Annotated in this window: 22 protein-coding genes and 1 pseudogene; 12 read left to right on the top strand and 11 right to left on the bottom strand. The window is 65.7% G+C overall.

Going from position 1 to position 25,641, the window contains the following annotated elements:
• Nucleotides 1-125: 125 nt before the first annotated feature.
• A complete protein-coding gene (gene ddfA, locus NJT13_RS10970) occupies nucleotides 126-383 on the top strand; it encodes a DdfA family disk-determining factor (protein ID WP_254521607.1) in 258 nt (85 codons plus the stop codon).
• Between the two features lie 129 nt (nucleotides 384-512).
• Nucleotides 513-1,358 carry a PAS domain-containing protein gene (locus tag NJT13_RS10975; RefSeq protein WP_254521609.1) on the top strand — a complete coding sequence of 282 codons (846 nt, stop codon included), beginning with the start codon at nucleotides 513-515 and terminating at the stop codon, nucleotides 1,356-1,358.
• Nucleotides 1,359-1,396: 38 nt separating this feature from the next.
• On the opposite strand, the gene NJT13_RS10980 is transcribed toward NJT13_RS10975, so the two are convergent.
• The 3 genes from NJT13_RS10980 to NJT13_RS10990 all read right to left on the bottom strand — a co-directional run bounded on the left by NJT13_RS10980 (nucleotide 1,397) and on the right by NJT13_RS10990 (nucleotide 4,975).
• Nucleotides 1,397-2,686: an adenosylhomocysteinase gene (locus NJT13_RS10980; RefSeq protein WP_254521611.1), complete on the bottom strand. Its 1,290-nt coding sequence runs from the start codon at nucleotides 2,684-2,686 to the stop codon at nucleotides 1,397-1,399.
• 144 nt (nucleotides 2,687-2,830) lie between these two features.
• Nucleotides 2,831-3,514: a hypothetical protein gene (locus tag NJT13_RS10985; RefSeq protein WP_254521612.1), complete on the bottom strand. Its 684-nt coding sequence runs from the start codon at nucleotides 3,512-3,514 to the stop codon at nucleotides 2,831-2,833.
• 162 nt (nucleotides 3,515-3,676) lie between these two features.
• Nucleotides 3,677-4,975, bottom strand: coding sequence for an amidohydrolase (locus NJT13_RS10990; RefSeq protein WP_254521614.1), 1,299 nt, complete (start codon nucleotides 4,973-4,975; stop codon nucleotides 3,677-3,679).
• A 93-nt stretch (nucleotides 4,976-5,068) separates the two neighbouring features.
• Here NJT13_RS10990 and NJT13_RS10995 point away from each other — a divergent pair, with 93 nt between their 5' ends.
• Both NJT13_RS10995 and NJT13_RS11000 read left to right on the top strand, forming a co-directional pair.
• Entirely contained in the window at nucleotides 5,069-5,740 is a 672-nt protein-coding gene (locus tag NJT13_RS10995) for a stage II sporulation protein M (protein WP_254521617.1), read from the top strand.
• Between the two features lie 107 nt (nucleotides 5,741-5,847).
• Entirely contained in the window at nucleotides 5,848-6,819 is a 972-nt protein-coding gene (locus NJT13_RS11000; protein WP_254521619.1) for a DUF4382 domain-containing protein, read from the top strand.
• A 120-nt stretch (nucleotides 6,820-6,939) separates the two neighbouring features.
• On the opposite strand, the gene NJT13_RS11005 is transcribed toward NJT13_RS11000, so the two are convergent.
• Nucleotides 6,940-9,564, bottom strand: a complete 2,625-nt coding sequence (locus NJT13_RS11005; RefSeq protein ID WP_254521622.1) for a heavy metal translocating P-type ATPase — start codon at nucleotides 9,562-9,564, stop codon at nucleotides 6,940-6,942.
• 84 nt (nucleotides 9,565-9,648) lie between these two features.
• Entirely contained in the window at nucleotides 9,649-10,239 is a 591-nt protein-coding gene (locus NJT13_RS11010; RefSeq protein ID WP_254521623.1) for a winged helix-turn-helix transcriptional regulator, read from the bottom strand.
• A 128-nt stretch (nucleotides 10,240-10,367) separates the two neighbouring features.
• Between NJT13_RS11010 and NJT13_RS11015 the strand changes: the two genes are divergently transcribed.
• Nucleotides 10,368-10,568, top strand: coding sequence for a heavy-metal-associated domain-containing protein (locus tag NJT13_RS11015; protein WP_254521625.1), 201 nt, complete (start codon nucleotides 10,368-10,370; stop codon nucleotides 10,566-10,568).
• 147 nt (nucleotides 10,569-10,715) lie between these two features.
• Here the strand turns inward: NJT13_RS11015 and NJT13_RS11020 are convergent, their stop codons facing one another.
• The gene (locus NJT13_RS11020) at nucleotides 10,716-12,113 is read right to left on the bottom strand and encodes a permease (RefSeq protein ID WP_254521626.1); all 1,398 of its coding nucleotides are present in this window, start codon (nucleotides 12,111-12,113) and stop codon (nucleotides 10,716-10,718) included.
• Between the two features lie 412 nt (nucleotides 12,114-12,525).
• Here NJT13_RS11020 and NJT13_RS11025 point away from each other — a divergent pair, with 412 nt between their 5' ends.
• Both NJT13_RS11025 and NJT13_RS11030 read left to right on the top strand, forming a co-directional pair.
• Nucleotides 12,526-12,891 (top strand): SHOCT domain-containing protein, encoded by a 366-nt coding sequence (locus NJT13_RS11025; protein ID WP_254521628.1) that lies wholly within the window; start codon nucleotides 12,526-12,528, stop codon nucleotides 12,889-12,891.
• Between the two features lie 43 nt (nucleotides 12,892-12,934).
• Entirely contained in the window at nucleotides 12,935-13,600 is a 666-nt protein-coding gene (locus NJT13_RS11030; protein WP_254521630.1) for a hypothetical protein, read from the top strand.
• Between the two features lie 26 nt (nucleotides 13,601-13,626).
• Here the strand turns inward: NJT13_RS11030 and NJT13_RS11035 are convergent.
• Nucleotides 13,627-15,721: pseudogene (locus NJT13_RS11035) on the bottom strand (heavy metal translocating P-type ATPase).
• 199 nt (nucleotides 15,722-15,920) lie between these two features.
• Here NJT13_RS11035 and hisG point away from each other — a divergent pair.
• Nucleotides 15,921-16,805, top strand: a complete 885-nt coding sequence (hisG, locus tag NJT13_RS11040; protein ID WP_254521632.1) for an ATP phosphoribosyltransferase — start codon at nucleotides 15,921-15,923, stop codon at nucleotides 16,803-16,805.
• A gap of 22 nt (nucleotides 16,806-16,827) precedes the next feature.
• Here the strand turns inward: hisG and NJT13_RS11045 are convergent, their stop codons facing one another.
• Complete coding sequence (locus NJT13_RS11045) at nucleotides 16,828-17,247, bottom strand: DUF7344 domain-containing protein (protein WP_254521634.1); 420 nt, start codon at nucleotides 17,245-17,247, stop codon at nucleotides 16,828-16,830.
• 360 nt (nucleotides 17,248-17,607) lie between these two features.
• Nucleotides 17,608-18,168 (bottom strand): TATA-box-binding protein, encoded by a 561-nt coding sequence (locus NJT13_RS11050; protein WP_006671604.1) that lies wholly within the window; start codon nucleotides 18,166-18,168, stop codon nucleotides 17,608-17,610.
• A gap of 221 nt (nucleotides 18,169-18,389) precedes the next feature.
• On the opposite strand from NJT13_RS11050, the gene NJT13_RS11055 reads away from it, so the two are divergent.
• Together NJT13_RS11055 and NJT13_RS11060 are read left to right on the top strand one after the other, a co-directional pair.
• Nucleotides 18,390-19,538 carry a TIGR01177 family methyltransferase gene (locus NJT13_RS11055; protein WP_254521635.1) on the top strand — a complete coding sequence of 383 codons (1,149 nt, stop codon included), beginning with the start codon at nucleotides 18,390-18,392 and terminating at the stop codon, nucleotides 19,536-19,538.
• 52 nt (nucleotides 19,539-19,590) lie between these two features.
• Complete coding sequence (locus NJT13_RS11060) at nucleotides 19,591-19,749, top strand: hypothetical protein (RefSeq protein ID WP_254521638.1); 159 nt, start codon at nucleotides 19,591-19,593, stop codon at nucleotides 19,747-19,749.
• Nucleotides 19,750-19,833: 84 nt separating this feature from the next.
• Here NJT13_RS11060 and NJT13_RS11065 read toward each other — a convergent pair whose 3' ends face one another.
• Together NJT13_RS11065 and NJT13_RS11070 are read right to left on the bottom strand one after the other, a co-directional pair.
• A complete protein-coding gene (locus NJT13_RS11065) occupies nucleotides 19,834-20,838 on the bottom strand; it encodes an AAA family ATPase (protein WP_254521640.1) in 1,005 nt (334 codons plus the stop codon).
• 95 nt (nucleotides 20,839-20,933) lie between these two features.
• Nucleotides 20,934-22,064, bottom strand: a complete 1,131-nt coding sequence (locus NJT13_RS11070; RefSeq protein ID WP_254521642.1) for a DUF7282 domain-containing protein — start codon at nucleotides 22,062-22,064, stop codon at nucleotides 20,934-20,936.
• A 375-nt stretch (nucleotides 22,065-22,439) separates the two neighbouring features.
• On the opposite strand from NJT13_RS11070, the gene rnz reads away from it, so the two are divergent.
• Both rnz and NJT13_RS11080 read left to right on the top strand, forming a co-directional pair.
• On the top strand, nucleotides 22,440-23,366 hold the full coding sequence (rnz, locus tag NJT13_RS11075) for a ribonuclease Z (protein WP_254521643.1): 927 nt from the start codon (nucleotides 22,440-22,442) through the stop codon (nucleotides 23,364-23,366).
• 298 nt (nucleotides 23,367-23,664) lie between these two features.
• Nucleotides 23,665-25,641, top strand: coding sequence for a DUF460 domain-containing protein (locus tag NJT13_RS11080; RefSeq protein ID WP_254521645.1), 1,977 nt, complete (start codon nucleotides 23,665-23,667; stop codon nucleotides 25,639-25,641).

Genomic DNA, 25,641 nt, shown 5'->3' on the forward strand with positions numbered 1-25,641 from the left:
ACCGACCAGGACGGACGCGGGCTCTCGGTTTCGGAAGACACTATACACGTAGTGTCGCCACGTGAACCGAGATTACGCATATAACGGGTAGGCCGATACCGTCCGGTCACTTCGGACCAACTAGCATGACCAGCACCACACTAGATTACCACCACGATTCGATCAGTCTCCGGGTTATCGACGCTATCGCGAACGCGACGAATACCGACCCACACGAGCTCGATCCGCTGTACTACGTCGTTGACCCCGAAGCGCTCGATCAACTGTTTCAGTCCGACACGAGCACCTCCGTTCGCGTCGAATTCGAGTACGACGGCAGGCTGGTCGAAGTTCGAAGTGACGGCACCGTCGCGGTCGATGGAACGGTCCACGGACGAGCGTAAGCGACGAGCACTCGAAACGCGTTCAGTTCCGACCGCTCTCGCAGTCCGCAAACGCCACGTCAGCCCCGCCCGCCTCGAGCGTCACCGAGGTCATCGAACGACAGCGATCCGAACCCGATACTGGCCCCTATGCTGATCCCGCCACCGGCGTCGACACGGACAGAACGGACACCACCTGCGGAACTCCGCCTCCTCGCAGTCGCGACCGGACGGCGTCGCGACCACCTCGAAACCACACTCGAGGACGCCGGTTTCGGGGACGACGACTCCCCTCGATCCCTCGAGACGACGGCGACCCTGGCGGACGCACGAACTCGATTCGGAGAGATCGACTGTCTCGTCGTTGCACCGCCGACGGCGCCGATCGACGAAGACGCGCCCGAAGCCGAGTCGGCCTCCCGAGACGAGCGGGGAGACGGCGACGAACCCGTCGCGGAGCTCCTCGAGAGCATCAGGGCGAGCGCCCCCGATCTTCCGATTATCGTCCTCGCGAACGAACGGAGCCCCGAACTCGCGGACGCGGTTCGATCTCACGACTTGACCGCCGTTCTCGAACGCGACGACGTCTCCGACCACCTCGAGCGCCGCGCACGGGATCTCGTCGAACACCGCCGGTTGGCCGCGCTGACGCGGCGGACGCTCGCTGGCCTCGAGTTCACGGGCGGCGCGATCGCCATCGTCGGGCCCGACGGCCGGATCCAGTTCGCGAGTCGCGTGTTCGCGATGCAATTTGGCTACGATCGGGACTCGCTCCCCGGGCTGCCCTGGCGAGATCTGTTCACGGACGCGGCCGTCGCCCACCTCGAATCGACGGCGATCCCGACCGTCGCGGAGGGGTGGCGATGGACCGGCAACAGCACGGGCCGTCGAAAAACGGGGTCGACGTTTCCCGCCCAGCTCAGCGTCGACGGGCTGGAAGACGGAAGCCTCATTTTCGTCGTCACCGAGTCGGCCGGTGACGACAGCGAACGCTGACCGTCGTCGGGTTCGGGACCCGTGGCCTCGGCGTCGGTCTAGGTCCCGTGGTCCCAGCTTCCCATGTAGTCGCGCTGGGCGTCGGTCAGCGAATCGAAGTCGACGCCCTCGGCCTCGAGTTTGATCTCGGCGATCTCTTTGTCGAGTTCGTCGGGGACGTCGTAGACGCCCGACTCGTAGATGTCGCCGTTTTCGAGCAGTTCACGGACGCAGACGGCCTGGACGCCGAAGGACTGGTCCATCACCTCGACCGGGTGACCGAGCGAGACGGGGGCGGCCAGATTGACGAGTCTGCCTTCGGCGATGACGTTCAAGCGGCGACCGTCCGCCAGTTCGTAGGCCTCGACGCCCTCGCGGGCCTCGTAGCGGTCCACGGCGAGGTCGTCGAGCGCCTCGAGATCGATTTCGATGTCGAAGTGACCGGCGTTCGCCAGCAGGACGCCGTCTTTCATCTTCTCGAAGTGCTCCGCGACGATGACGTCGCGGTTGCCCGTCGTCGTCAGGAACACGTCGCCGATCTCGGCGGCCTCGTCCATCGGCATGACGTCGTAGCCCTCCATGTGTGCCTCGAGCGCGCGACGGGGCTCGACTTCGGTGACGACGACGTTCGCGTTCTGGCCCGCCGCCTTCTTCGCGACGCCTTTCCCGCAGTAGCCGTAGCCGGCGACGACGACGTTCTTCCCGGCCCACGACAGATTCGTCGTCATGGCGATCGACGCCAGCGACGACTCGCCGGTGCCGTGGACGTTGTCGAACAGGCGTTTCATCGGGGTGTCGTTGACCGCGAAGACGGGGTACTCGAGCGCGCCGTCGTCGTCCATCGCGCGCAGGCGGTGGACGCCGGTAGTCGTCTCCTCCGCACCGCCGATGATACCGTCGATCAACTCGGGATAGTCCTCGTGGATCGCGGCCACGAGGTCCATCCCGTCGTCGACGGTGATCGTGGGCTCGTGGGCGATGACGGTCTCGATGGCGTCGTAGTACTCCTCGTCGTCGACGCCGCGTCTGGCGTAGCTGGTGATGTTCTCGTGTGCGTCGAGCGCCGCCGAGACGTCGTCGTGCGTCGACAGCGGGTTACAGCCGGTGACGGCGACCTCCGCGCCGCCCTCAGCGAGTGCCTCGACGAGTATCGCCGTCTTGGCCTCGACGTGCATCGCCATCCCGATTCGTTCGCCAGCGAGCGGCTTGTCGGCGACGAACTCCTCGCGTACGTGTTCCATGATCGGCATGTGCTGTGCGGCCCAGTCCATCTTCCGGCGTCCCTCCTCGCGAGCGGACGCGACGTCGTCCAGTTGCTCGCTGATCGGAGGATACTCGGTGTCGGTCATGGGTCGACTGAGAGGGACCGAGGCCAAAACGCTACCGAACCGTTCCGGAGAGCGGCCTCGAGCGGTGAAAACGGGTGACGAAACAGGGCGGCAAAACGGTGGTGGGTGGAAACTACGTGTCTGATCGAACGCGGTCGTGTCGCGTTACTCGTCGGTCTCGTCGTCGGTCCCGTCAGTATCGTCTCCGCCCGACGGGCCGGCGTAGCTCGGCGGGCCGCCGGACCCGTCGTCGCCTTCGTCACTCGGTCCGCCGGCGTGATTCGGCGGGCCACCCGATTCCGCGCCGGGCCGATCGCCGCCCTCGTCCGGCGGACCCGCGTGTCCCGGCGGTGAACCCGGATTGTGCTCGAGAACGAAATTCGCGATCGAGAGGCTGATCGACTCGGTGGTAGCGTTCTGCTGGCTCGAGGCGAACTCGGAGACGAACGTGCCGAAGATCAGGCCGTCCCCGGGTTCGGTTTCGTTCGTCACCTCGTCACCGGCGGCGGTCAGCGTCGCCGTCGTCGTCGCCGTCTCGTTTCCGGCCGACGCGGTGGCCGAAACCGTGACTCGCTTTGCCGGTGCGGGGAGAGTGACCGTCCCGTTCCCGTCGGTCATGTACGTACCTGTACCCGCATACGTCGCGTTGTCGTCGGTCGTCGTTACGTCGACCGTCGCATCGGCGACCGCCGTGCCGTTCGACGTTACCGTGACGACGGAACTCTCGACGTCCACCGACAGCTCCCCGTCGGCATCCCCATCCTGTGCCAATGCCGCGCCGGCCAACGCGAACGCGGACAGGACGACTGCAGCGACCATCGCGATCGTGAGTAGTCGTCGATCCCTCATCCAGTCGTGACTATCACGGTTTCCTACGTAAATCCGGCCGGCAGTTCTCGGCGTTCACCTCGCTACGAAACCGATCGAGATTCGTTTTGGGAGTTTATCGCGGACTCTGAGCGTTTATTTTTGTTTTTGGAGTGTCGACACGTCGACGGCCCGAGTCCGCGTCTACTCGTCGACGCGAGCGGAAAGCGCCTCGGCCGCCTCGGTCGCTCGCTCCCGCACTGCCGTTTCGTCGAGCGTGAGAACGTCGCGGTCTCGCATGAGGACCCGACCGTCGCAGACGGTGTGGCGGACGTCGGCCGCCGCCGCCGCGTACGCGAGGTGACTGACGAGGTCGTGCTGTGGAGTCAGGTGGGGTCGCTCGAGGTCGATCACCGCGAGATCGGCCGGCGCACCCACCTCGAGACGACCGGACTCGAGGCCGATCGCTGCCGCGCTGCCCCCGGTCAGCATGTCGACGGCGGCCTCGGCGGGCACCGCGCTGGCGTCGTCGGCGGCGAGTTTTCCGAGCATGGCCGCGTCGCGGGCCTCGTCGAGCATCGAGAGGTCGTTGTTCGACGCCGCGCCGTCGGTTCCGAGGCCCACGGTGACGCCGGCCTCGATCATGCGTTGGACGGGTGCCATCCCGCTGGCGAGTTTCATGTTCGACGCCGGGCAGTGAACCACGCCGGTCCCGGCCTCGGCGAGCAGTTCGATTTCGGCGTCGTCGAAGTGGACCCCGTGCGCGACGAAATCCTCCGGTTCGAGCATCCCCAGTTCGGCCGCGTACTCGAGCGGCCGAACCCCGTGCTCGTCGACGATCGGCACGACCTCGGCTTCGGTCTCGTTCGCGTGGTAGTGGACCGGCAGGCCCGCCGCTCGCGCTTCGGGCACGAACTCGCGGAGGTAGTCGCTCCCGACGGTCGTCAGCGAGTGGGGCATGAACGCCGTCGAAATCCGGCCGTCGGCCGCACCGTCGTACTCGCGAGCGATCTCGAGGCTCGTCAGGGCGTCCTCGCGGGCCGCGTCGCCGTCCTTCCCGACGGTGACGATCCCGTGACCCAGGCGGGCGCGGAGGCCGGCCGTCTCGACCGCCGCGACGATCTCGGGGATGTGGAAGTACATGTCCGCGAACGCGGTCGTCCCGGATTTGATCATCTCGAGCAGCCCCAGTTCGGCACCGGCGCGGGCGTCTTCCGGCGTGAGTTCGCCCTCCGCGGGCCAGATGTCCTCCTGTAGCCACGCGTCGAGCGGCTTGTCGTCGGCGTACCCCCGCAGGAGCGTCATCGCGACGTGACAGTGACCGTTGACGAATCCGGGCGTGACCAGCGCGTTCGCGGCCTCGAGCGTCTCGTCGGCGTCGGCCGCGAGTTCGGGGCCGATATCGACGATCTCGCCGCGGGTCCGGTCGACCAGCACGTCAGCAGTCGTCACCGTCAGATCGGGTCCGAGGATCCGCCCCCCGGTGATCGCAAGCGTCGTCATGAACGCAGGGTTCTTCTCCGGCGGCCTTAGCCTGTCGATACCCTGTGGGGGACGAGCCACGGGGTTTAAGGGTTGTTTCGCCAACATGAGCACATGGACAATCGGACCGAGGGCGAGGGAGCGCTGACCGGCGACGGGGGCGGATATCCCCCGCGAGAGGCGCTCGAGGACGCGTGGACCGAACACAGCCGCTACGTCGGATTCGCCGCGGGCCTGTTCGCGGTCGGGATCGTCGTCGGAATCGCCCTCATGGCCGCCGGGTACAACTTGCTCGAGATCATCGAAGAGGCGGTCGGAGAGCCGCTGTTCCCGGATATCAGCGGGCAGAGCAAACTCGAACTCGCGCGCTTTCTGCTCGTGAACAACTCGCGGGCGTTCGTCCTCTCGATACTCGGCGTCCTCACCCTCGGGCTGCTCACGGCCTGGGCGATGCTCTTCAACGGGGTTATCGTCGGCAATATCGGCGCGTTCGTCGCCACGGACGCGGGGATCGGCTACATCCTCGTCGGCTTGCTCCCGCACGGAATCTTCGAACTCCCCGCGCTCTTCGTCGCCGCCGGCGTCGGATTCCGGCTTCTCTACCGCGTCGGGCAGCGAGTTCGTGGCAGCCGCGACGCCGTCTTCTCGAAATCCTACCTCTACCGGACCGGCATCCTCCTCGTCGCCGGCTGGCTGTTGCTCGTCGTCGCCGCCTTCGTCGAGGCGTTCGTCACGCCCGTCTTGCTCGAGACCCTGTTCGCCGAGCAGGTGCAGGCGGCCTCCTGATCCGAGAACGGTCGAGAGACAGTTTCGAACAGTTCACGTTCCTGAACGGTTTGAAACGGCGTGGATAGTCGCACCCTTTTTGATCGATCGACTGACTGTCATCGGGTATGAACAGACGTGCGATTCAACTGATACTCGTCGCGGCGCTCGTCGCGATCGCCGGCTGCGCCGGCGGAATGGGCGGGAAACCAGCGGATGATCCGACGACTGACGACGCACCGGAGACGATCGACTCGAGTGGCGCAACGGGAACGGCCGCGTTCTACGTCAGTGACGAACCGAGCCAGATCGACAACTTCAGACACCTCAACGTGACGATCACGAAGGTCGGCTTCAAGAAGACCGGGAGCGCCGACGTGAGCGGTGAATCCGGCGAGAACGAGTCGGACGATGGGACGGAAGACGAGGACGAATCGGCCGACGGTGCCGAATCGGCGAACGAAACGTCCGCCGACGAGACGGAGACCGACGACGGGACGGGTACCGAAACCGAGTCCGAGGCGGGTGAGGAAACCGACTCGGACGGAGAACGGACCGACGAGGAAGAAAAGGAGGGCGAAACGGACGCCGACGGTGACGGCGGCGCGTCCGAGGAGCGCTGGGTCGAATACGACGTCGACGAACGGACGGTCGACCTCACCGAACTGAAAGGCGCGAACGCGTCCATGATCGACGAGTTCGACCTGCCGGCCGGCGAATACGAGACGGTCTTCATCTACGTCGACGACACGAACGGCGTTCTGACCGACGGGAGCGAGACGAACGTGAAGCTCCCGAGCAACAAACTGCAACTGCAGACGACGTTCACCATCGGGGACGACGAGTCGGTCGACTTCGTCTACGACATCGCCCCCCACAAAGCCGGGAGGAGTGGACAGTACATCCTCAAGCCGGTGATCAGTCAGAGCGGCACGGGCGACGACGTCGAGATCCGCGACATCGACGAAGAGAACGAAGCCGGCGAGAAAGGAGCGAAAACGGGCGAGAAACGAACCGACGAAGAGACGGAAGACGGCGAGACCGACGACGCCGACGGTAACGGAGACGCGAAACCCGAAGAAAAGCCGACGCAGAACTGACGCTGACTGTTTTTTGGCGTGCGCATCCGTCGGGCGGCCGGACTCGAGTGCGTCCAGCCTCGAGTCGGGTGCTCGTTTTTTCGAGTGCAGTTCGGCGAGTGTGGCCCTGCGCCGTCGTGATTACGGCCGGAGACGACCGAGCAGCCGGTACTCCCGGTCCGGCGAGTAGCGCCGGAAGATCAGGCTGTTCGAGAGGACCGACACCGACGACAGCGCCATCGCGCCGGCCGCGAGGACGGGCTGGAGCAGGCCGAGCGAGGCGAGCGGAATCATCGCGGTGTTGTATCCCAGCGCCCAGACCAGGTTCTGCTTGATCTTCTGCAGCGTCGCATCGGAGATGCGGATCGCTTTCACCACGTCGAGCGGATCGTCGCGCATCAGCGTCACGTCCGCCGCCTCGATGGCCACGTCCGTCCCGGAGCCGATCGCCGTGCCGACGTACGCGATCGCGAGCGCGGGCGCGTCGTTGACGCCGTCACCGACCATCATCGCCCGGCGGCCCGACGACTGAATGTCCTCGACGGCGTCGGCTTTGTCCTCCGGCAGAACGCCGGCACGGACGTCGTCCGGGTCGATCCCGACCCGCTCGGCGACGGCGCGAGCCGTCCGCTCGTTGTCGCCGGTGATCATCATCACGTCGACGCCGCGGTCTCGCAGGGCGGCGACCGCTTCGGCAGACCGTTCCTTTACCGTGTCGGCGTCAGCGACCACGCCCGCGACCGCCCCGTCGACCGCGACCAGCATCGCCGTCTTGCCCTCGTGCTCGAGCCGTTCCATCGCCGCTTCGGCGGGCGACGGGTCGACGCCCGCGGCCTCGAGCAGCCGCCGGTTGCCGACCAGTACCTCGCGGTCGTCGACGGTCGCCCGGACGCCCTGTCCGGGGACGTTCTCGAACGAACCGGCCTCGAGTAGCTCGAGGTCGCGCTCCGCTGCACCATCGACGATAGCCTGCGCGAGTGGGTGTTCGCTGTTGCGTTCCGCGCTTGCCGCGAGACGAAGGACCGCGTCCTGATCGGGGGCCGGACGTGAAGCCAGCGTCCCGCCGTCGACAGCGGCGTCGCCACCGTCAGCAGCGGTCCCGTCGCCACCGTCAGCGGCCATTTCACCGTCGACCTCGAGTGCGACCACGTCGGTCAGCGTCATCTCGCCGGTCGTCAACGTGCCGGTCTTGTCGAAGACGACGGTGTCGACGTCCTTCGCTCGCTCGAGGATGTCGCCGCCTTTGAACAGGACGCCGTTTTTCGCACCCAGCGTGCTCCCGACCATCGTCGCGGCGGGTGTCGCGAGGCCCAGCGCGCAGGGACAGGCGATCAGCACCGCGGAGGCGAAGACGACGACGGCGAACTCGAACGTCGAGAGCGCGGCCGGACCCCCGCCGACCAGCCCCCATAGCGGAAGCGCGCGGACGAAGCCGGCCAACGCCTCGGGGAAGAAGAACCAGACGAGTCCCCAGACCGTCGCGTTCAGGATGACCGCCGGGACGAAGTACGCCGAGATTCGGTCCGCGAGGTTCTGGATCTCCGGCTGGCGCGCCTGGGCCTCCTTGACGGTCTGTACGATCTGCTGGAGCGCCGTGTCCGAACCGACCTTCGTCGCCTCGACGACCAGCACGCCGTTCTCGTTGACCGTCGAACCGACCACCTCGTCGCCCATCTCCTTCTCGACGGGAACCGATTCGCCGGTCACCATCGACTCGTCGACCGCGGACTGACCGTCGACGACGACGCCGTCGGTCGGCACCTTCTCGCCCGGTCGGACCTTCATCCGGTCGCCGACGGTGACGTTCTCTAGGGGGACCTCGCGTTCGCTCCCGTCGTCGTCGATCAGCGTGGCGGTCTCGGCTTCCATCTCGAGGAGTTTCCGCAGCGCGTCGCTGGCCTGGCCCTTCGAGCGGGCCTCGAGGTAGTTACCCAGCGTGATGAACACGAGGATCAGCGCCGCGGTGTCGAAGTAGAGACTCCCCGCGAGCAGGTCCAACAGGACGACGAGGCTGTACACGTAGGCCGTCGAGGAACCGAGCGCGATCAGCACGTCCATGTTGGCGGTCCGGTTCCTGACGAGCGCCGTGTACGAGTTCACGAAGAACTCGCGGCCGAGGACGACGTAAACCGGCGTCGCGAGCAGGAACTCGACCCAGCCGAACTCGACGCCAAAGACGGTCTCCGGCACGAACGCCCCGCCGAGCAGGAATTTGTCCGCGAGGAACAACAGGAAGGGAGCCGACAGGACCGCGCCGAAGATCGTCAGCCGACGCTGTCTGCGGATCTCGGCCGTCCGGGCCGCGTCGCGACGTTCCCGGTCCGACGCCTCGCCGTCACCGCCCTCGTCGCGCACGGGCGTGTAGCCGGCGTTCTCGATCGCGTCGTAGAGGTCCGCGAGCGAAGCGTCGGCCGGGTTGTACTCGACGGACGCCTCGTCGGTCGCGTAGTTGACCTCGACGTCGACGACGCCGGGGACGGACTCGAGCGCCGATTCGTTGGCCTCGGCGCAGTTGGCACAGCTCATGTCGGTGATGCCGATCGACCGACGCGCCCGCTCGGCTCCGTAGCCGGCGTCCTCGATCGTGTCGTAAATCTCGGCGAGTGACACCGTCTCGGGATCGTACTCGACGGTCCCCTCGTCCGTGGCGAAGTTGGCGTTCGCCTCGACGACGCCGTCGAGCGATTCCAGGGACTCGTCGATCGTTTGCGAACAGTTCGCACAGCTCATCCCGTGGATGTCCAGGTGCGCGGTCCGGGTGCTCATCGAAAATTGATAGGAGATCCTGCCTTACCCACTTTGCTGAACGAAATCCAAAGCAAATCGGGCCGGGAACTTCGGAGCCGAAAGTCAAACTCCCTCCTCGAGTCGCTCGTATCGCCCTTCGAACCGGCTCGAACAGGAGGGACAGCAGAAGTGGTACACCTCGCCGTCGATGCGGGTCGACTCTCCCTCGCTGTCGACGGTGTTGCCACACTCCGCGCAGGTCAACGCGAACGACGTTCCGGCGAGCGACGGCGTCCACTCGGCCTCGTCGATCAACGTCACCTCGTACTCGACGCCGTCGTCGACGGGGAGGAGTCCCTCGAGCCACTCGCGGACCTGCTGAACCTGTGCGCGGGCATAGAACAGGATTTCGCCGTCCGCGGTCAGGAACACGTGTTCGACCGCATCGGCGGCCGCGATAGCCGCTCTGGCGTCGTCGACCTCGCTCGCGGGGACGGTCGCCCGAACGAACACCGGGACCCCCGCTCGGAGCTGCGACTGGTTGACGTCGACGGTGAAGCCGTCGATGACTCCCGCTTCCTCCAGACGTTTGACGCGGTCCGAGACGGCCGGTCCGGAGAGGCCGACCTCCTCGGCGATGTCGCTGTACGGCCGGCGAGCGTCGTCGCCCAGGAGCTGCAAGATTTCCATGTCGGTCTCGTCGAGGTCGCGCATGCCGTGTCCGTTCGGGCCCGAAAGGAAAGAAACTGACGACTATCGCTTTCGATTCTTAAGCCAGAATCGACCGATCCTTATCAGCCGGAACAGTAATGCACAAAGAACGCCACCTCGTACATCGGCACATGAATCAGACCATCACCGTCGAAGGCATGTCCTGTGAACACTGCGAGCAAGCCGTCGAAGACGCGCTCGAGGACGTCGACGGCGTGACGTCGGCGGAGGCCGATCGGGAGACAGAACGCGCGGTCGTCGACGGGGATGCGGATCCACAGGCGCTGGTCGGGGCGGTCGACGAGGCGGGGTACGACGCGGCAGCGGAGTGAACTCCCCCTCGCCCGCACGGAGAAGCGCGACGAGTCGTCTCCGGAGCTTCGGTTCTGACGCGTGACGGCCGGCTTCGGTGGCGTCTACGCGCATCAGCGCCCGGGAGCGTCTCGTGACCTGGAACGACGGAGCCGTCGAGAGCCGCTTTAGTGGTGATCGTGAGCCGCTTCGGAATCCGAATCGGACGAAGACTGCCGCGCGAATTCCGCGGGCGCATCTTCGAACGTCCGCTTGCAGGCGGTCGAGCAGAAATAGTACGTCTCGCCCCCGTGAGCGGCGTTCGGACCGCGATCGTCGGTTCGCATGCCACACACTGGATCGCGATACTGGCCGGGTGCACCGAGTCCGCGACGGTAGACGTACAGGAGGAACACGGAAAGGGCGAACGCGACGAGGTTGAGGTAGAAGGTATAGTCGAGCTGGAAGTACGTCTCCTCGGTGGCCGTCTCGCCGCCGGCCAGGTCCGGGACGATTCCGAGCGCGTCGAAGAGCAGTTCCATGAGAAATCCGGTGAACGCCATCGTTACGAAGAAGACGCCGAGGATGTACAGCATGACCGCCCAGCCGTAGTACTTCCGGTAGACGTTCAACACCGGGATGGTGATGAGGTCGGCGTAGACGAACGCGATGACGCCCGCGAAGCTGATCCCACCGCCCCAGAGTGCGACCGCGAACGGGACGTTACCCATGCTTCCGACGAAGCTGACAACGGCGATCGCGACGCCCACGATCGCGTTCTCGGCGATCACTAACAGCCCATCGCCCTGGACGAACAGCGCGTTCCAGACCCGCTGCGGGACGAACACGATGACGAACCCCGAGACGAGAAACCCCGCGACGACGTCCGTCCAGATCATCGACCACTCTTTCCGGTACTGGTTGCCGAGTTTGTACCACCCGCCCCAGGAACGGAGTTCCTCGCGCCACCCACCGCCGCCCGCCGTCTGCTGGCGATAGGTCTCGAGACACCCCTCCGAACAGAATTTCAGCCGCTCGCCGCCGTCGGTCACGATGGCGTGTTCGTCCGTTCCCTCCATACCACACGTCGGGTCCGTCGTAACGCCGCGCTCGTGGTCTCGCCGATCGAGTTCCGCCCGGACCTCGTCGAATAGCGCCTTCGGGAGCGTCACCCGGACGATGAGGGCCATGACGGCGATGAGAACGACCCCGCCGAGGAGTTCCGCGACGAGAAACTCCCACCCCAGGAGGAGCAGGATCATCAATCCGAGTTCGACGATCAGGTTCGTCGAGGCGAACATGAACGCGAGAACGTTCACCACGTGAGCCCCCTTGGTGAAGAGCCCCTTCGCGATGGCGACTGCACCGAAGCTGCAACCGCTGCTCGCGGCGCCGAACGCCGTCGCCTTCGTGAGGCTCGCGAGGTCGCTCTCCCCGAGTACCCGCGCCATTCGCTCCTTCGACACGTACACCTGTACGAGACTCGTGATCGTGAGCCCCATGATGATCGCCCACGCCGCCGTCCAGAGGAACCCGAGACCAATCCGGAGCGACTCGAGAACCCCCTCGAGAAGGGGCGGTTCCATGCGTAGTCCATCGGTGTATTCGGCTATTGCGGTTGCCCTTCGGAAAACGGGTTCTCCACCGTCGAAGAATACGGATCCGAAAGTGATCGACGGTATTCGGTTACGGTTTCGAGCGTCGAGCGGTCACATCGCGCGCTCGTGGCACAGCGTCGGTCCCGATTGCAGCATCGACCGTTCGCCCGGATTCTTCAATTGAATTATGTTGAAACGGTCAGGGCCGTTGACATTCACGTCGATACTCTCGATCGCCCGGTTCCGACTCATTTCGGATCGAACAGGTCTGTCCAAGAATGCCCGACGTCGGATCGCGATGGCCTCCCGTCTCGGAGATTAGATTCGAAAGGAGAACTGCATTGAGTACGGGACGCATATCTTTGCCTGAAGACGGAACGTCCGTCGTCGGAGGAATATCATGGCAACTGAAACAACTGACACCAAACTCGTCACGATCGTCCTCGTTACTCTCGGCATCCTCGTGGTTCTCCCCGTCCTGTTCATGGGGTTCGGGATGATGGGGTTCGGACCCATGATGGGCGGAACGTGGGGTCACGGCATGTGGGGTGGCGGGACGGCACCCGGTTGGATGGCGCTCGTCGCCGTCCTGATGCAACTCCTGTTCGTCGCCGTCATCGTCGGGGCCGGATACGCCCTCTATCGGGCGCTCGCGGGCGGTGACGACACCGATCGTGCGCTCGAGGAACTTCGCCTCGCGTACGCTCGCGGCGACCTGAGCGACGAGGAGTACGAGCAACGACGAAACGCACTCGAGCGGGATTGAGAGGACGAACGCCGGAAAGCGAGCCCACGCGAGACGGCACACTATGTCGAGTGAGATCACGACAGCAGTCGGTTCGAATCGAGTCGCGATGCCGACCTGGCTCGAGCGGTATACGACGGCCGGACGCTACGGACTCGTCGTCGGAACCGGGCTTTGTCTGGCTGCTCTCCTGACGAACCCGGTTCCTGACCCCTCTTTCCCCTGGATGACCCTTCCGCCGTCGCTGCGGCTACCGATCAGTCAGCCGCGAATCGAACACTGGCCGGTCACGTACACCATCGGCATCTGGTTGTGGATCGCCTGTTTTCCGGCGCTGTTTCTGGCCGGGTTCAAACGGTACCGCTCGCGACTCCGGTTCGGTTCCGAACTGTGGCTCGCCGGCCTCCCGACGCTCGCGATGCTCGGCTGGACGACGTACTGCCGATTCCTCTGGCCGAAGTTAGAGCCGCCGACGTGGAACGCGCCCTCCTACACGGCCGTCTGTTGGCTATACTGTTCCTCGTACGAGACGTTCTGGAGCAATGCCGCGTACGCAGTCGCGCTGCTGGGTGTCTGTGCCACGATGCTTGCCCACCACCGGTCTCGAACGCGACTAGCGCCGTCCCTTCTCGCCGCGTTCGGGGTGCTCGCGTTCCCGCTCGGCGTTCCGGCGCTGTACGCGGCGGCCCGTCGCTTCCGGGCGGGCGCCGACGACCACGCCACCGGCTGACCCGCCGGTCACGATCGAACCGTCGTTCAATCGGCTGGCTGCGGTTCCCGCGACGCGGAGACGCCCGGCAAATTCGGCACGGACAGGTCGATGCGGCGGAGGAACTGTGCGTTGATCGCGACGGTCACCGTGCTGAGGGACATGAGCAACGCACCGACGGCCGGCGAGAGCAAGATACCGATCGGCGCGAGGATGCCGGCCGCCAGCGGGAGCGCGAACACGTTGTACCCCGCGGCCCAGACGAGATTCTGTTGCATCTTCCGGTAGCTCGCGCGGCTGAGCGTCACGAGTCTGACGACGTCCATCGGATTGTTCTGGACGAGGATGATGTCCGCCGACTGGACGGCGACGTCCGTCCCGCTCCCGATCGCGATGCCGATGTCCGCGCGAGTGAGCGCCGGCGCGTCGTTGACGCCGTCGCCGACCATCGCGACCATATCACCGCGCTCTCGGAGTTCCGTCACCTTCGCGTCCTTATCCTCGGGTAACACCTCTGCGAAGACCGTATCGATACCGAGATCGTCCGCGACCGCCCGAGCCACGTCTTCGGAATCGCCGGTCAACATCGCCACCTCGAGTCCGAGTTCGTGGAGCGCGTCGACGACCCGGTAGCTCTCCTCGCGGACGTGATCCGCGAGCGCGAACGCGGCGATCGGGTCGTCCCCCCTGAGTAAATAGACGACCGTCTGCGCCTCGTCACCCGCCCGATCGGCGAACCGCTCGAGTTTTACCGGGACGTCCCCCTCGAGTTCCGAGATGAGGTTCGGGCCGCCGACGTAGATCCGCTCGCCATCTTGCGACGATGAGTCGCGAGACAGTCCGGCGGCGCGGAGCGCCGCCCCGTCGACGGTCGCGCGAACGCCGCGCCCTTTTAGCGCCTCGAAGTTCGACGCGCGCCGCCTCGAGACGCCGCGGTCGTCGGCCGCCTCGCGGATCGCCCGTGCGATCATGTGTTCGGAGTCGGCTTCGACGGCGGCTGCGAGCTCGAGCGCCGTCGACGGTCTCGATATCGACGACGCCCTGTTCGCCCTCGGTGAGCGTCCCCGTCTTGTCGAAGACGACGGTATCGAGGTTGCGGGCCTGTTCCATGGCGATGCGGTCCCTGACGAGCATTCCGTTCCGGGCGGCGAGGGAGGTGTTGATCGCGATGACCAGCGGAATCGCCAGCCCGAGCGCGTGGCGACAGGCGATGACGAGGACGGTGACGACGCGTTCGATCACCGCCGAATCGAATCCCTCCGCGATCGTCCACGCCACGGCCGTGACGACGGCCGCGCCGAGGGCGACGTAGAACAGCCAGCCCGCCGCGCGATTCGCGAGCGCCTGCGTTCGGGATTCGCTCTCCTGGGCCTCCTCGACGAGTCGCATGATACCGGCCAGCGTCGTCTCCTCGCCCGTCGCGCTGATCCGGACGCGGAGGCTCCCGTCGCCGTTTACGCTCCCGCCGATCACCTCGTCGCCGGGGTCCTTCGAGACCGGCGTCGACTCGCCGGTGATCATCGACTCGTTGACGTTCGAGTCACCCGCCTCGACGACGCCGTCGGCGGGAACGCTCGCGCCGGGCCGGACGAGCACGAGATCCCCCTCCTCGAGTTCGGTCGCGGGAACCTCCTCGATCTCACCGGGCTGCTCTCGATCGTCCGCGCGCTCGCCGTCCTCGACGATCCGCTCGGCCGTATCGGGCATGAGTTTCGCCAGTTCGTCCAGCGCGCTCGAGGCCCGCCGGACGCTTCGCATCTCGATCCAGTGGCCGAGCAGCATGACGTCGATGAGCGTGACGAGTTCCCAGAAGAACGCCGACTCGGTCGGGACGACGACGCGGGACGACGACGCTCGCGAGGCTGTAGACGAACGCGACGCTGATCGCCATCGAGATGAGCGTCATCATTCCCGGCGCGCGATCTCGTAGTTCCGGGACGGCCATCCGGAGGAACGGAACCCCGCCGTACGCGAAGACGATCACCGCGAAGACCGGGTTGATCCACTCGCTGCCGGGAAACGCGGGCACCGAGAAGCCGAGCCACTCCTGAAGCGTTTCGCTGTACAGGAGGACGGGAATCGAGAGCAGCGTCGAGACGAAAAAGCGTCGCCGAAACATATGGTTTCGTGACCGGCGTGCATCCCGTCGCCGTGGTCGGCGGTCGGAGTCGTCCATGGGTCGGCTCTCGCTCGGGAGTACGCGGCCACGAAACAAGGAACTGCGGGTGGCAATATCAGTTCGCGGAGTCACGATCCGGCTCACACGAGCGGGGATTCGACCCGAGCCGGCCGCTCGCGCGGATGAAAAGACAATTCCCCGCTGACGCCCAACACTGGCCACATGCGAATCGCCGTTCCCAACAAGGGCCGCCTGCACGAGCCGACGATCGACCTCCTGGAGCGGGCGGGGCTCCACCTCGAGAACGGGGCCGATCGGAAACTCTACGCCGATACCGTCGATCCCGACGTCACCGTGCTGTTCGCCCGCGCGGCCGACATCCCGGAGTACGTCGCCGACGGCGCGGCCGACCTCGGGATCACCGGCTTCGATCAGGTCCAGGAGGCCCGCGTCGACACCGTCGACGAGTTGCTCGATCTCGAGTTCGGACGCTGTCGGCTCGTGCTGGCGGCACCCGAAGACGGGAACATCGAGTCCGTCGACGACCTGGCCGGCAAGATCGTCGCGACGGAGTTTCCGAACATCACCGCCGATTTCTTCGCGGAGACCGGGGTCGAACCCGACATCGTGGAGGTCACGGGCGCGACGGAACTCACACCGCACGTCGAGATGGCCGACGCCATCGTCGACATCACGAGCACCGGAACCACGCTCAAAATGAATCGCCTGGCCGTCGTCGACGAGGTCCTCTCGAGTTCGGTTCGGTTGTTCGGCCGCGAAGACGTCGTCGACGACCCGAAGGTCGAGGAAGTCAGGACCGCCCTCTCCTCGGTGAAACACGCCGAGGGGAAGCGGTATCTGATGATGAACGTTCCCCGGGAACGACTCGCGGACGTTCGAGCGGTCATTCCGGGCCTGGGCGGACCGACGGTCATGGATATCGCCGACGAGCGGGGATCGGCCGACGCAGATACCGACACCGGTGACGGAAAAGTCGCGGTCCACGCCGTCGTCGACGAACAGGACGTCTTCGAGACGATCACCGACGTCAAAAACGCCGGCGCGAGCGATATTTTAGTGACCGAGATCGAGCGTCTCGTCGAATAGTCGCGGCCGAGTCGGGGAACCGTTACCCCAGCCGGCCGGCGATCGGCCGCTCGAGCGATTGGTACTCGAGTTCGGATTCGAACGCATCGAGGCTCGGGCCCGGCCCGACGAGGCTTCGAATCCGGTCGTACGTTACGATATCGTGGTCCTCGAGCAACGGGAGGTGGGTCCGACACAGGGAAACGTGGATCCGCTGGCGAAGTTGGTGAATCGTCGTCTCGAGGGTCGCATCGTCCTCGGCGTCGGCGATGCGACCGACGAGCGTCCGGACCTCGACCGGCCCGTCCGCAGCGAGGACACAGCGAAGCACCTCGCTCCGGCGGTCGCTGTCCAAGACGCGGTTGATCGTCTCGCGCGGGAGCGACCGACGACCGACCACGCCGCCGCTCGCGGACGGATACCGATCCGAAACGGTCGTCGTTCGGTCTGAGTGGATCGTCATGGGCGCGTGAGACTCGGCGATGTATCGGGGAATAAACGCAGCCGGTCGTTTCGGCGACTCACCCCCAATTCACTCGACTCGGGCCCGGAAGGCCGTGATTGAACGATCGACAATCCGACCCAACCGACGCGAAGTATCGGAACGAACGATAGTCCATCGGAGATAGCGGTTGGCTATTTCCATCACTTTCAGAAGTCGTTCAAGAGCGGTCGGAATCGGAGCCCGTCGTTCGAAAGCGGGTGCGATCTGAGACACGACGGCCGAAGATGCACGACGACCGAAACGAGCGACGAGAGCGCCCGCCGGAACGAGTCGGGGAGTCAACGGACGGTCGAACGACCGGCGAAAACGTCGACGGTCTTATTCGAGCAGTCCCAGGTCCTCGAGTCGGGAGACGATCTTGTCGACGGCGTGTTCGGCGTCCTCGGGTTTCTTGCCGCCAGTGATGACGAGTTTGCCGGAGCCAAAGAGGAGCGCGACGACCTCCGGTTCGTCGAGCCGGTACACGAGTCCGGGGAACTGTTCGGGTTCGTACTCGATGTTCTCCAGTCCCAATCCGATCGCGATCGCGTTCAGGTTGAGATTTCGACCGAGGTCGGCCGAGGTGACGATGTTCTGGACGACGATTTCCGGATCTTCGTTGACCTGAATCTGGAGTTCGCGGAGTTTATCGAAGACGATGCGAAGACTTTCGTGGACGTCGTCGGTGCTTTTCGCGCCGGTACAGACGATCTTCCCGGACCGGAAGATCAGGGCGGCGGACTTTGGATTCTGGGTGCGGTAAACGAGACCGGGGAACTGTTCGGGGTCGTAATCGGCCCCCTCGAGGTCCATCGCAACGCTCTGGAGGTCGAGTTCCTGCCCGATGCCGGTCGACGCCACCACGTTTTCGATGTTGATGGTGTCCTTCGGATCCGTCATTAGTCGCTTAAAAAGACGTATTTAAGGTTTATAAAGGTTGGTGCCGCCACCTGATATATCCGGTATATACGACCTGCATCAGTTTCGGACCGTCATCTGCGTGGGTATCCGACCAGCAGTGTCGCCGTTTGACGGGCCCTCACGACACAAACCGCGAACGCGGTCACCGGCCGACCCGAAGAAACGCCAGTCTCATACTCGAGCAGCGGCGACACTTCACCGTGTATCTGCTCGAGTTGGGCGGCGAGGACGACGCGTTCGCGGCCCGGGAAGCCCGAAGCGCGGCGACCGGCGTCGATCGAATCGCACCCGGCCTCGCCGTCGCGCGCGGAATCGATCCGGAGCGCGTCCGCGGCCTCGCCTACACGCACCGCGCGAGCGAACTCCTCGGACGGGGCGACGCCGATCTCGCGAGCGCCCGCGCCGTCCTCGAAGCCGCTGCGATCGACCGAACCGGATCGGTCGCGGTGCGCGCGACCGACGTCCACGGCTCGAGTGACGTACGCACCGAGCGTGCGGAACGCGAACTGGGCCAGCTTCTGGTCGATCGCGGCTTCGCCGTCGACCTCGAGGAACCGGATCACCTCCTGCGGGTCGTCTTCTCGGAGGGCACGGTCGGAGACGAGGAGCGAAGTACGGGGTCCGACGCGCTCGAGCGAGTCGAGAATGAGACGGCCGCGGGTGAGCACGCCTCCGTCTGCGCTCTCGGCTGGCTCGCAGCCGAGAGCGTCCGCGATTTCGGGACTCGAGCGCCGACGGACAAACCGTTCTTCCAGCCCGGGAGTATGGACCCACTGCTCGCGCGGGCCGTCGCGAACGTCGCCGGTGCTCGGCCGGGGGCGACGATTCTGGACCCGATGTGTGGAACCGGCGGCGTGCTCGTCGAGGCCGGCCTCGTCGGCGCTGACGTGATCGGCACCGACGCGCAGGCGAAGATGGCCGCCGGCGCACGCGAGAATCTGGCGCATTTCCTCGGGACCGACGACCCGTCGCCGACCGGCGTCTCGCGGGGCTCGTGGCACGTCGGTCGCGGCGACGCGACGCGGCTGGCGCTGGTGGACGACGCCGTCGACGGCGTCGTCTTCGACGCGCCCTACGGCCGACAGTCGAAAATCGACACCCACCGACTCGAGGACCTCGTCGCCGGTGCCCTCGCCGAGGCCCACCGGATCGCGCCGCGGGCGGTCGTGATCGCGGATCGGTCGTGGCGCGAGGAAGCGCGAGCGGCCGGCTGGCAACTCGAGTCGGCGTTCGAGCGCCGCGTGCATCGATCGCTGACGCGGTACGTGATGGTGCTCGAGCGGCGAGCGGGAGGATCCGATCGTCTCGGACCCGACCGACGAGACGCGCTCACGAGCGGGTCGGAATAGGGAGGAGAAGCGTTCCGCGACGCGGGAGACGCGACTTTTGGAGGGCGGTGAAATGGGATCGAAACGGATTCGACCGGACCTGAACGCGCTCTCGATCCGACTCGTCGACGATCGTCCCGATCATCCGTACGTCGCAACGGAGTTCGTGCCGGCGCTGACGAGCAGCGATTCGCTCGTCGTCTTCGGCCAGCTACCGCTCCGGGTTCGGTGAGTTCTCGAGGGTCTCGACTTCGGGCCGAATCAACCGGACGGACGAAAATGGACGCTCAGACCGTGCGATTCGGCGGTGAGTGACTCAGGCCTCGCGGCCGAGTTCCGCCAGCAAGTGCGAGACGTGAATCCGGTCGCTCGTCCCTTCGGTCATCTCGAATTCGACGTCCGCGGCCAACCGGTGGATCCGTGCGAGGCGCCGACCCTGGTAGCGCTTGCGCCCGATGCGCAAGATCGCATCGAGGATCTCCTCACCGTCCAACCCCTCGTCGACGAGCAGATCGTCAAGCGTCTTGCGAGCGTCGGTGAACGCGCCGGCCTCGGCGTCGTCTAGCATCGACTCGATCTCGTCGTCCAGGCCGACCTCGCCGATCGTTTCGTAGGCCGCGCTCATCGTCAGTTCACCCGCGTCCTCGACCGTCGTTTGCGCCGCGAGGATCGCCTGCCTGAGGTTGCCGTCGGCGTAGCCCGCCACGAACTCGAGGCCGTCCGCGTCGTAATCGACGGCTTCTTTCTCGACGATTCGCTCGAGGACGGCCACGGTCTCTTCGCTGGTCGGCGCGCGAAACGAGACGGGGAAACACCGCGAGCGAATCGGCGGGATGAGCTTGGTCGGCTGGCGCGTGGCGACGATGAACTGCGTCGTTCGGTGGTGTTGCTCCATGATTCGCCGCAGAGCCTGCTGGAAGTCCTCCCGGACGTCCTCGGCGTTGTCCAGTAAGATCGTGGTGTATCCCCCTGAAACGGGCGCGTAGCTCGCGGATTCCTTGAGGACGTGGTTGATCATGTCCCGTTTCGACATCGAGGAGCGACCCGTGAGAAAGTGTTCGAAGCGGGGGTCGTTCGTGATCTCGGTCTTGGTCCGCCCGAAGAAGTCGGCGACGTTGATCTCGACGTAATCGTTGTCCGGGTCGTCGTGAGCGGCCCGGGCCAACGCGCGCGCCGCCGCCGTCTTTCCGCTCCCGGGTGGACCCTGTAAGAGGAGATTGATCGGCTCCTCGACCGCTCGCTGTAGGTACTCGCGAGCGTCGTCCTGTGGCAACTCGGCCAGTTCGGGCGCGTGGGTTTCGGTCCACAGCGGCGCGTCCATCGCCGTGAGCTAGGGGAAGGACGGGTAAGTATCGGTCGGTTACTCGCCGGGCGGGCCACGCTCGAGCAGTCGCCGACCGGCCGACCGTCCGCCGACTACCCGCCGTTCGAACCGTTCCCCGATCCGGAGCCACCGTCTCCGGATTCGTCGCCGGACGCCTCGGCGATCGTAAACGTCGTTCGCACGGGCTCGCCGCCGAACACGATCGGCGAGGCCGCGTCGACGGCCCCGGGTGACCCCGCGTAGAGCGTCGCCGTCAACTCGTCGGTCTCCGCGACCGAGGCGTCCGCCGGCACGTCGACGGTGACGTTTTCGTGCTCGCCGGGATCGAGTTCGTCGCTCGTGGCGAGGACGGTCCCGTTTCGCTCGAGCGCGACGAACCCGCGTTCCGGAATCGCAGCCGACACGGTCACGCTCTCGTTGCTCGCGTCGGTGATCGCGACGCTCGGATCGGTGTGGAACTCGAGGTCGATCCACGCGACTGCGCCGTCGTTTTCGGTGTAGACACCGATCGTCCGGTTGCCCGGTGGCGCGCCGTTCGTATCCGTCTGGAAGGTCACGTTGCGCGCCTCGCCGCCGTCGAGTTCCAGCACCTGTCGCTCGATGACGGCACCGTCGATGCGGACTTCGACCGGTTGCTGCGTCTGGAACTCGGTCGGGTTCCGGATCCGTGCGTTCACCTCGATCGTCTCGTTGGTCGTCGCCGCCGCGGGTGCGTCGATCGATTCGACGAGGAACGAGTTGCCGAGCGCGGTCTCGCCGGACGTCGTCACCGTCGCGGTGTCGCTGACCGGGAACCCGTCGTCGAGATACGGCTGGTCTTCCTCACCGTCGCTCGACTCGTAGGCGTAGTCCTCGCCGTCGGACGTATCCTGGTGGACCGTCGCCGTCAACTGACCGATCAGCTCGCGCGACACGTCGTCCACTCGATCGATAGTGACGTTTTCGTGGGTTCCCGCCTCGAGACGCTCGGAGACGGCCAGGGGTTCGTCGCCGCCGTCGGTGACGACCACGTAGCCACCGTCAGAGAGGGAGACCTCCCGAATCGTGACGGAAGAGCCGTTGCCCTGCTGGTCTTCGAACGTGATCGAGGCCTCCGGTTCCTCCTCGACGCCGAAGATTTCCGGCGCCTGGCCGACGACGATACCGGCAGCGGCGACGATTACGACCGCAATCAGGATCGCGCCGAGTCGCTTGACCGTGCCGAACGTCTGTCTCGAACTCATTGAGGGTGTCGTCGTTTCCGTCATCGGGTTCGACGGACGTAAAATGCGCAGTTCGTTCGCGATCCGGCCGCTCGGTTCGGGACAGCTTACCTGAATAATCGCCGATTACGACGGTTCGGACCGGGTGTCCGTCCGCAGAAACGGACGAAATCGAGAGGTGAACCGAGCGGCGGGCCGAACAGTAGGCGCCCCCAACCCATCGTTTGGGAACCCGTACCCAGTCGGATCGATCCGGAGGAGGCGGCCAGGCTGCTTCGAACGGCCGATCCGGCACCCGACTGTCGCGGTTCCGACCGGGAGGATCCGGGGCGAGATCGAGTTGCGGGCTCGAGCGATCCGAAGCGGGTTTAGCCGCGGCCCGTCGAACGTATACCGATGCCACTGCGCGTGACGTTTCTGGGGACGGCCGGCGCGATTCCGACGACGGAGCGGAACCCGAGCAGCGTCTTCGTCGCTCGCGAGGGCGAGGAGCTGCTGTTCGACGCCGGGGAAGGGACCCAGCGCCAGATGATGCGGTTCGGAACGGGGTTTTCCGTCTCGCAGTTGTTCGTCACGCACTTACACGGCGATCACGTCCTCGGAATTCCGGGCTTGCTCCAGACGATGGATTTCAACGATCGCGAGGAGCCGCTTTCGATTCACACCCCACACGGCACGCGTCGGCAGCTCAAATCGCTCGTTACCACCCTCGGAAACCGCCCGTCGTTTCCGGTCCGAATCGACGAAGTCGGCGACGGGGACGTCGCGTACCGCGCCGAGGAATACGAGGTTCGCGCGTTCGAGACCGACCACGACACCCGCTCGGTCGGCTACGCCCTCGTCGAGGACGAGCGCAAGGGCCGGTTCGACCGCGAACGCGCCGAGGAACTCGGCGTTCCGGTCGGCCCGGAATTCTCGACGCTCCACGAGGGCGATCCGGTCGAACTCGAGGACGGCACGGTCGTCCGTCCCGAACAGGTCGTCGGAGACCCCCGTCCCGGTCGGTCGATCGTCTACACCGGCGATACCCGCCCCTCCGAGGCGACGGTCGACGTCGTCGACGACCCGGACCTGGTGATCCACGACGCGACGTTCGCCGACGACCGCGCCGATCGGGCAACCGCGACCGCCCACTCGACGGCCCGACAGGCGGCCGAGATCGCGACCCGCGCCGGCGCCGATCGGCTCGCATTACTGCACCTGTCCTCGCGGTACGCGGGCTACACCGCGGATCACGAACGCCAGGCTCGCGAGGTCTTCGAGAGCGCGGCGTTCGTCCCCGACGACGGCGACCAACTCGAGATTCCGTATCCCGACGGGTGATCGACGGGGCGGGAGACGATCTGCACACGACGGGACGGCGCCGATCATCGGAACCGGCGATTTTCTACGACATGTATCTCTGGCCGGCACGGAAATCGTCCCCGTCGAGAGGCAACGTCCGTTACTCGACACACGAGCGACCACCGGCGTCTTCGGGCCGTGATTTTCGCCCGGTGTCGACGGGGTCCGCTGCTCGAAGCGGTGAGCCGTTACATCGGGGTCGACCATCGTGTCAGAACGTGCTCACTGGCCGAATGCCCGCGCCGGATTTATAGCCGACTCGTTCCTATGACGACCTGTGAGTACGCGAACGAGTGCGCTCGATGCGGTCGTCTTCGGTGTCGACATTCAGAGCGGTGACGTGCGTGGCGATGCACCATCGTACGCACTGGCGGTCTACGACGGCGACGACGTCGCGCGTGACGTCGTCTCCCACCGAAAACTCAGACGGTTGATCGACGACGAAGTGCCGGCGATCGTCGCGACGGACAACATGTACGAACTGGCGGCCGACAAGGATCAACTCATCCACTTCCTCGGGTCGCTGCCCGCGGACACCCGTCTCGTCCAGGTGACCGGCGCCGAACAACCCGAACCGCTCTCTCGCGTCGCGAAACGGCACGGAATTCCCTACGGAAAGGATCCGATGAAAGAGGCCGAGGCCGCCGCCCGGCTCGCCGCCCACAACGTCGGCCACGAGGTCTCCGCGTTCACCGACACCACGGAAGTCAAGGTTTCACGCGGCCGCTCGACCGGGAGCGGCGGCTGGAGCGAGGACCGCTTTACCCGACGCATCCACGGCTCCGTCAAGCGCCGCTCCCGCGAAGTCGAATCCGAACTCGAGGATGCGAACCTCGAGTACGAAAAGGACGTTCGCGAATCCTACGGCGGCTACGCAAACGCCGTCTTCACCGTCCAGGCCCGGCCCAGCGACATCCCAGTCTCGCGCAATCGATCGGGCGACGTCCGCGTCGAAATCGAACGGGAACGTCGCGACGGCATCGAATTCCGCCCGCTCGCCAAGCGCCGCGACCACGTCGTCGTCGGGATCGATCCCGGGACGACGACCGCCGTCGCAATCGTCGGCCTCGAGGGGAAGGTGCTCGACGTCTGGAGTTCGCGCACGAGCGACACCGCCGAGGTGATCGAGTGGATCGTCGAACGCGGCCGGCCGATCATCGTCGCGGCCGACGTCACACCGATCCCCGAGACCGTCGAGAAATTCCGCCGGAGCTTCGACGCCGCGGGCTGGACGCCCGACCGGGACCTGCCGATCGACGAGAAACAGCACCGAACCCGCGACCATCCCTACGACAACGACCACCAGCGCGACGCGATGGCCGCCGCGCTGTACGCCGTCGACGCCCACGCCGATCAGTTCGAGCGGATCGCCGACAAACTCCCGCCGGGCATCGATCGCGGCGAGGTCACCGCCCGCGTCGTCGCCGGCGAAGAGAGCGTCGAAGCAGTTCTGCGGGACCTGACCGACGACGATTCCGGGGGCGACGACGAGTCCACCCACCACGAACCGCGCGAACTCACCGCGGAAGAAAAGCGGATCAAGGACCTCGAGCGTCAGGTCGAGCGCCTCCAGTCGCACGTCGAGCGACTCGAGGGCCGCATCGAAGACCGCGACGATCGCATCGACGAACTCGAGACCGAACTCAGTACCGCCCGCCGACAAGAGCGAACGGAGGTCCGTCGGGATCGCGAGGTGAGCCGCCTCGAGCGGAAGGCAAACCGGCTCGAGCGCGAGCGCGACGACGCCCGGGACGAGGTCGAAACCCTGGAAAAGAAAGTCGAGCGGATGAAGGCGCTCTGGAAGCTCGATCACTCGAACTTCAGCGACGTCTCGGCGAAGAAGGAAGGGCTGGTTCCGGTCAAAGTCGTCGAGAAATTCACCAAGGGCGCCATCCGCGAGGCGGACGAACAGTACGGCATCGCCGCCGGCGACGTCGTCTACATACGGGATGCGAGCGGCGCGGGTCGGTCGACAGCCGAGCTCGTGGCGGAGTTCGACCCCCGCGTCATCCTGAAGGACGGCGGCCTCTCGGAGATCGCCGACGAAATCCTCTTCGACGCCGAAATCCCGGTCGGTCCCGCAGACGACGTCGCCATGCAAGAAGTGGACGAACTCGCCGTCGCTCGAGAGGACGACGTCGACGCGGTCGTCGACGACTGGCACGAGCGCGCGCGAGATCGAAAACTGGACCGCAAAGCCGCGATGGTCGACCAGCTCATCAGCGAACACCGGGCGGGCGACAACGAGGTGTAG

Origin of the sequence: Natrinema caseinilyticum (assembly GCF_024227435.1) — an archaeon.
In the GTDB taxonomy this organism is placed as follows: domain Archaea; phylum Halobacteriota; class Halobacteria; order Halobacteriales; family Natrialbaceae; genus Natrinema; species Natrinema caseinilyticum.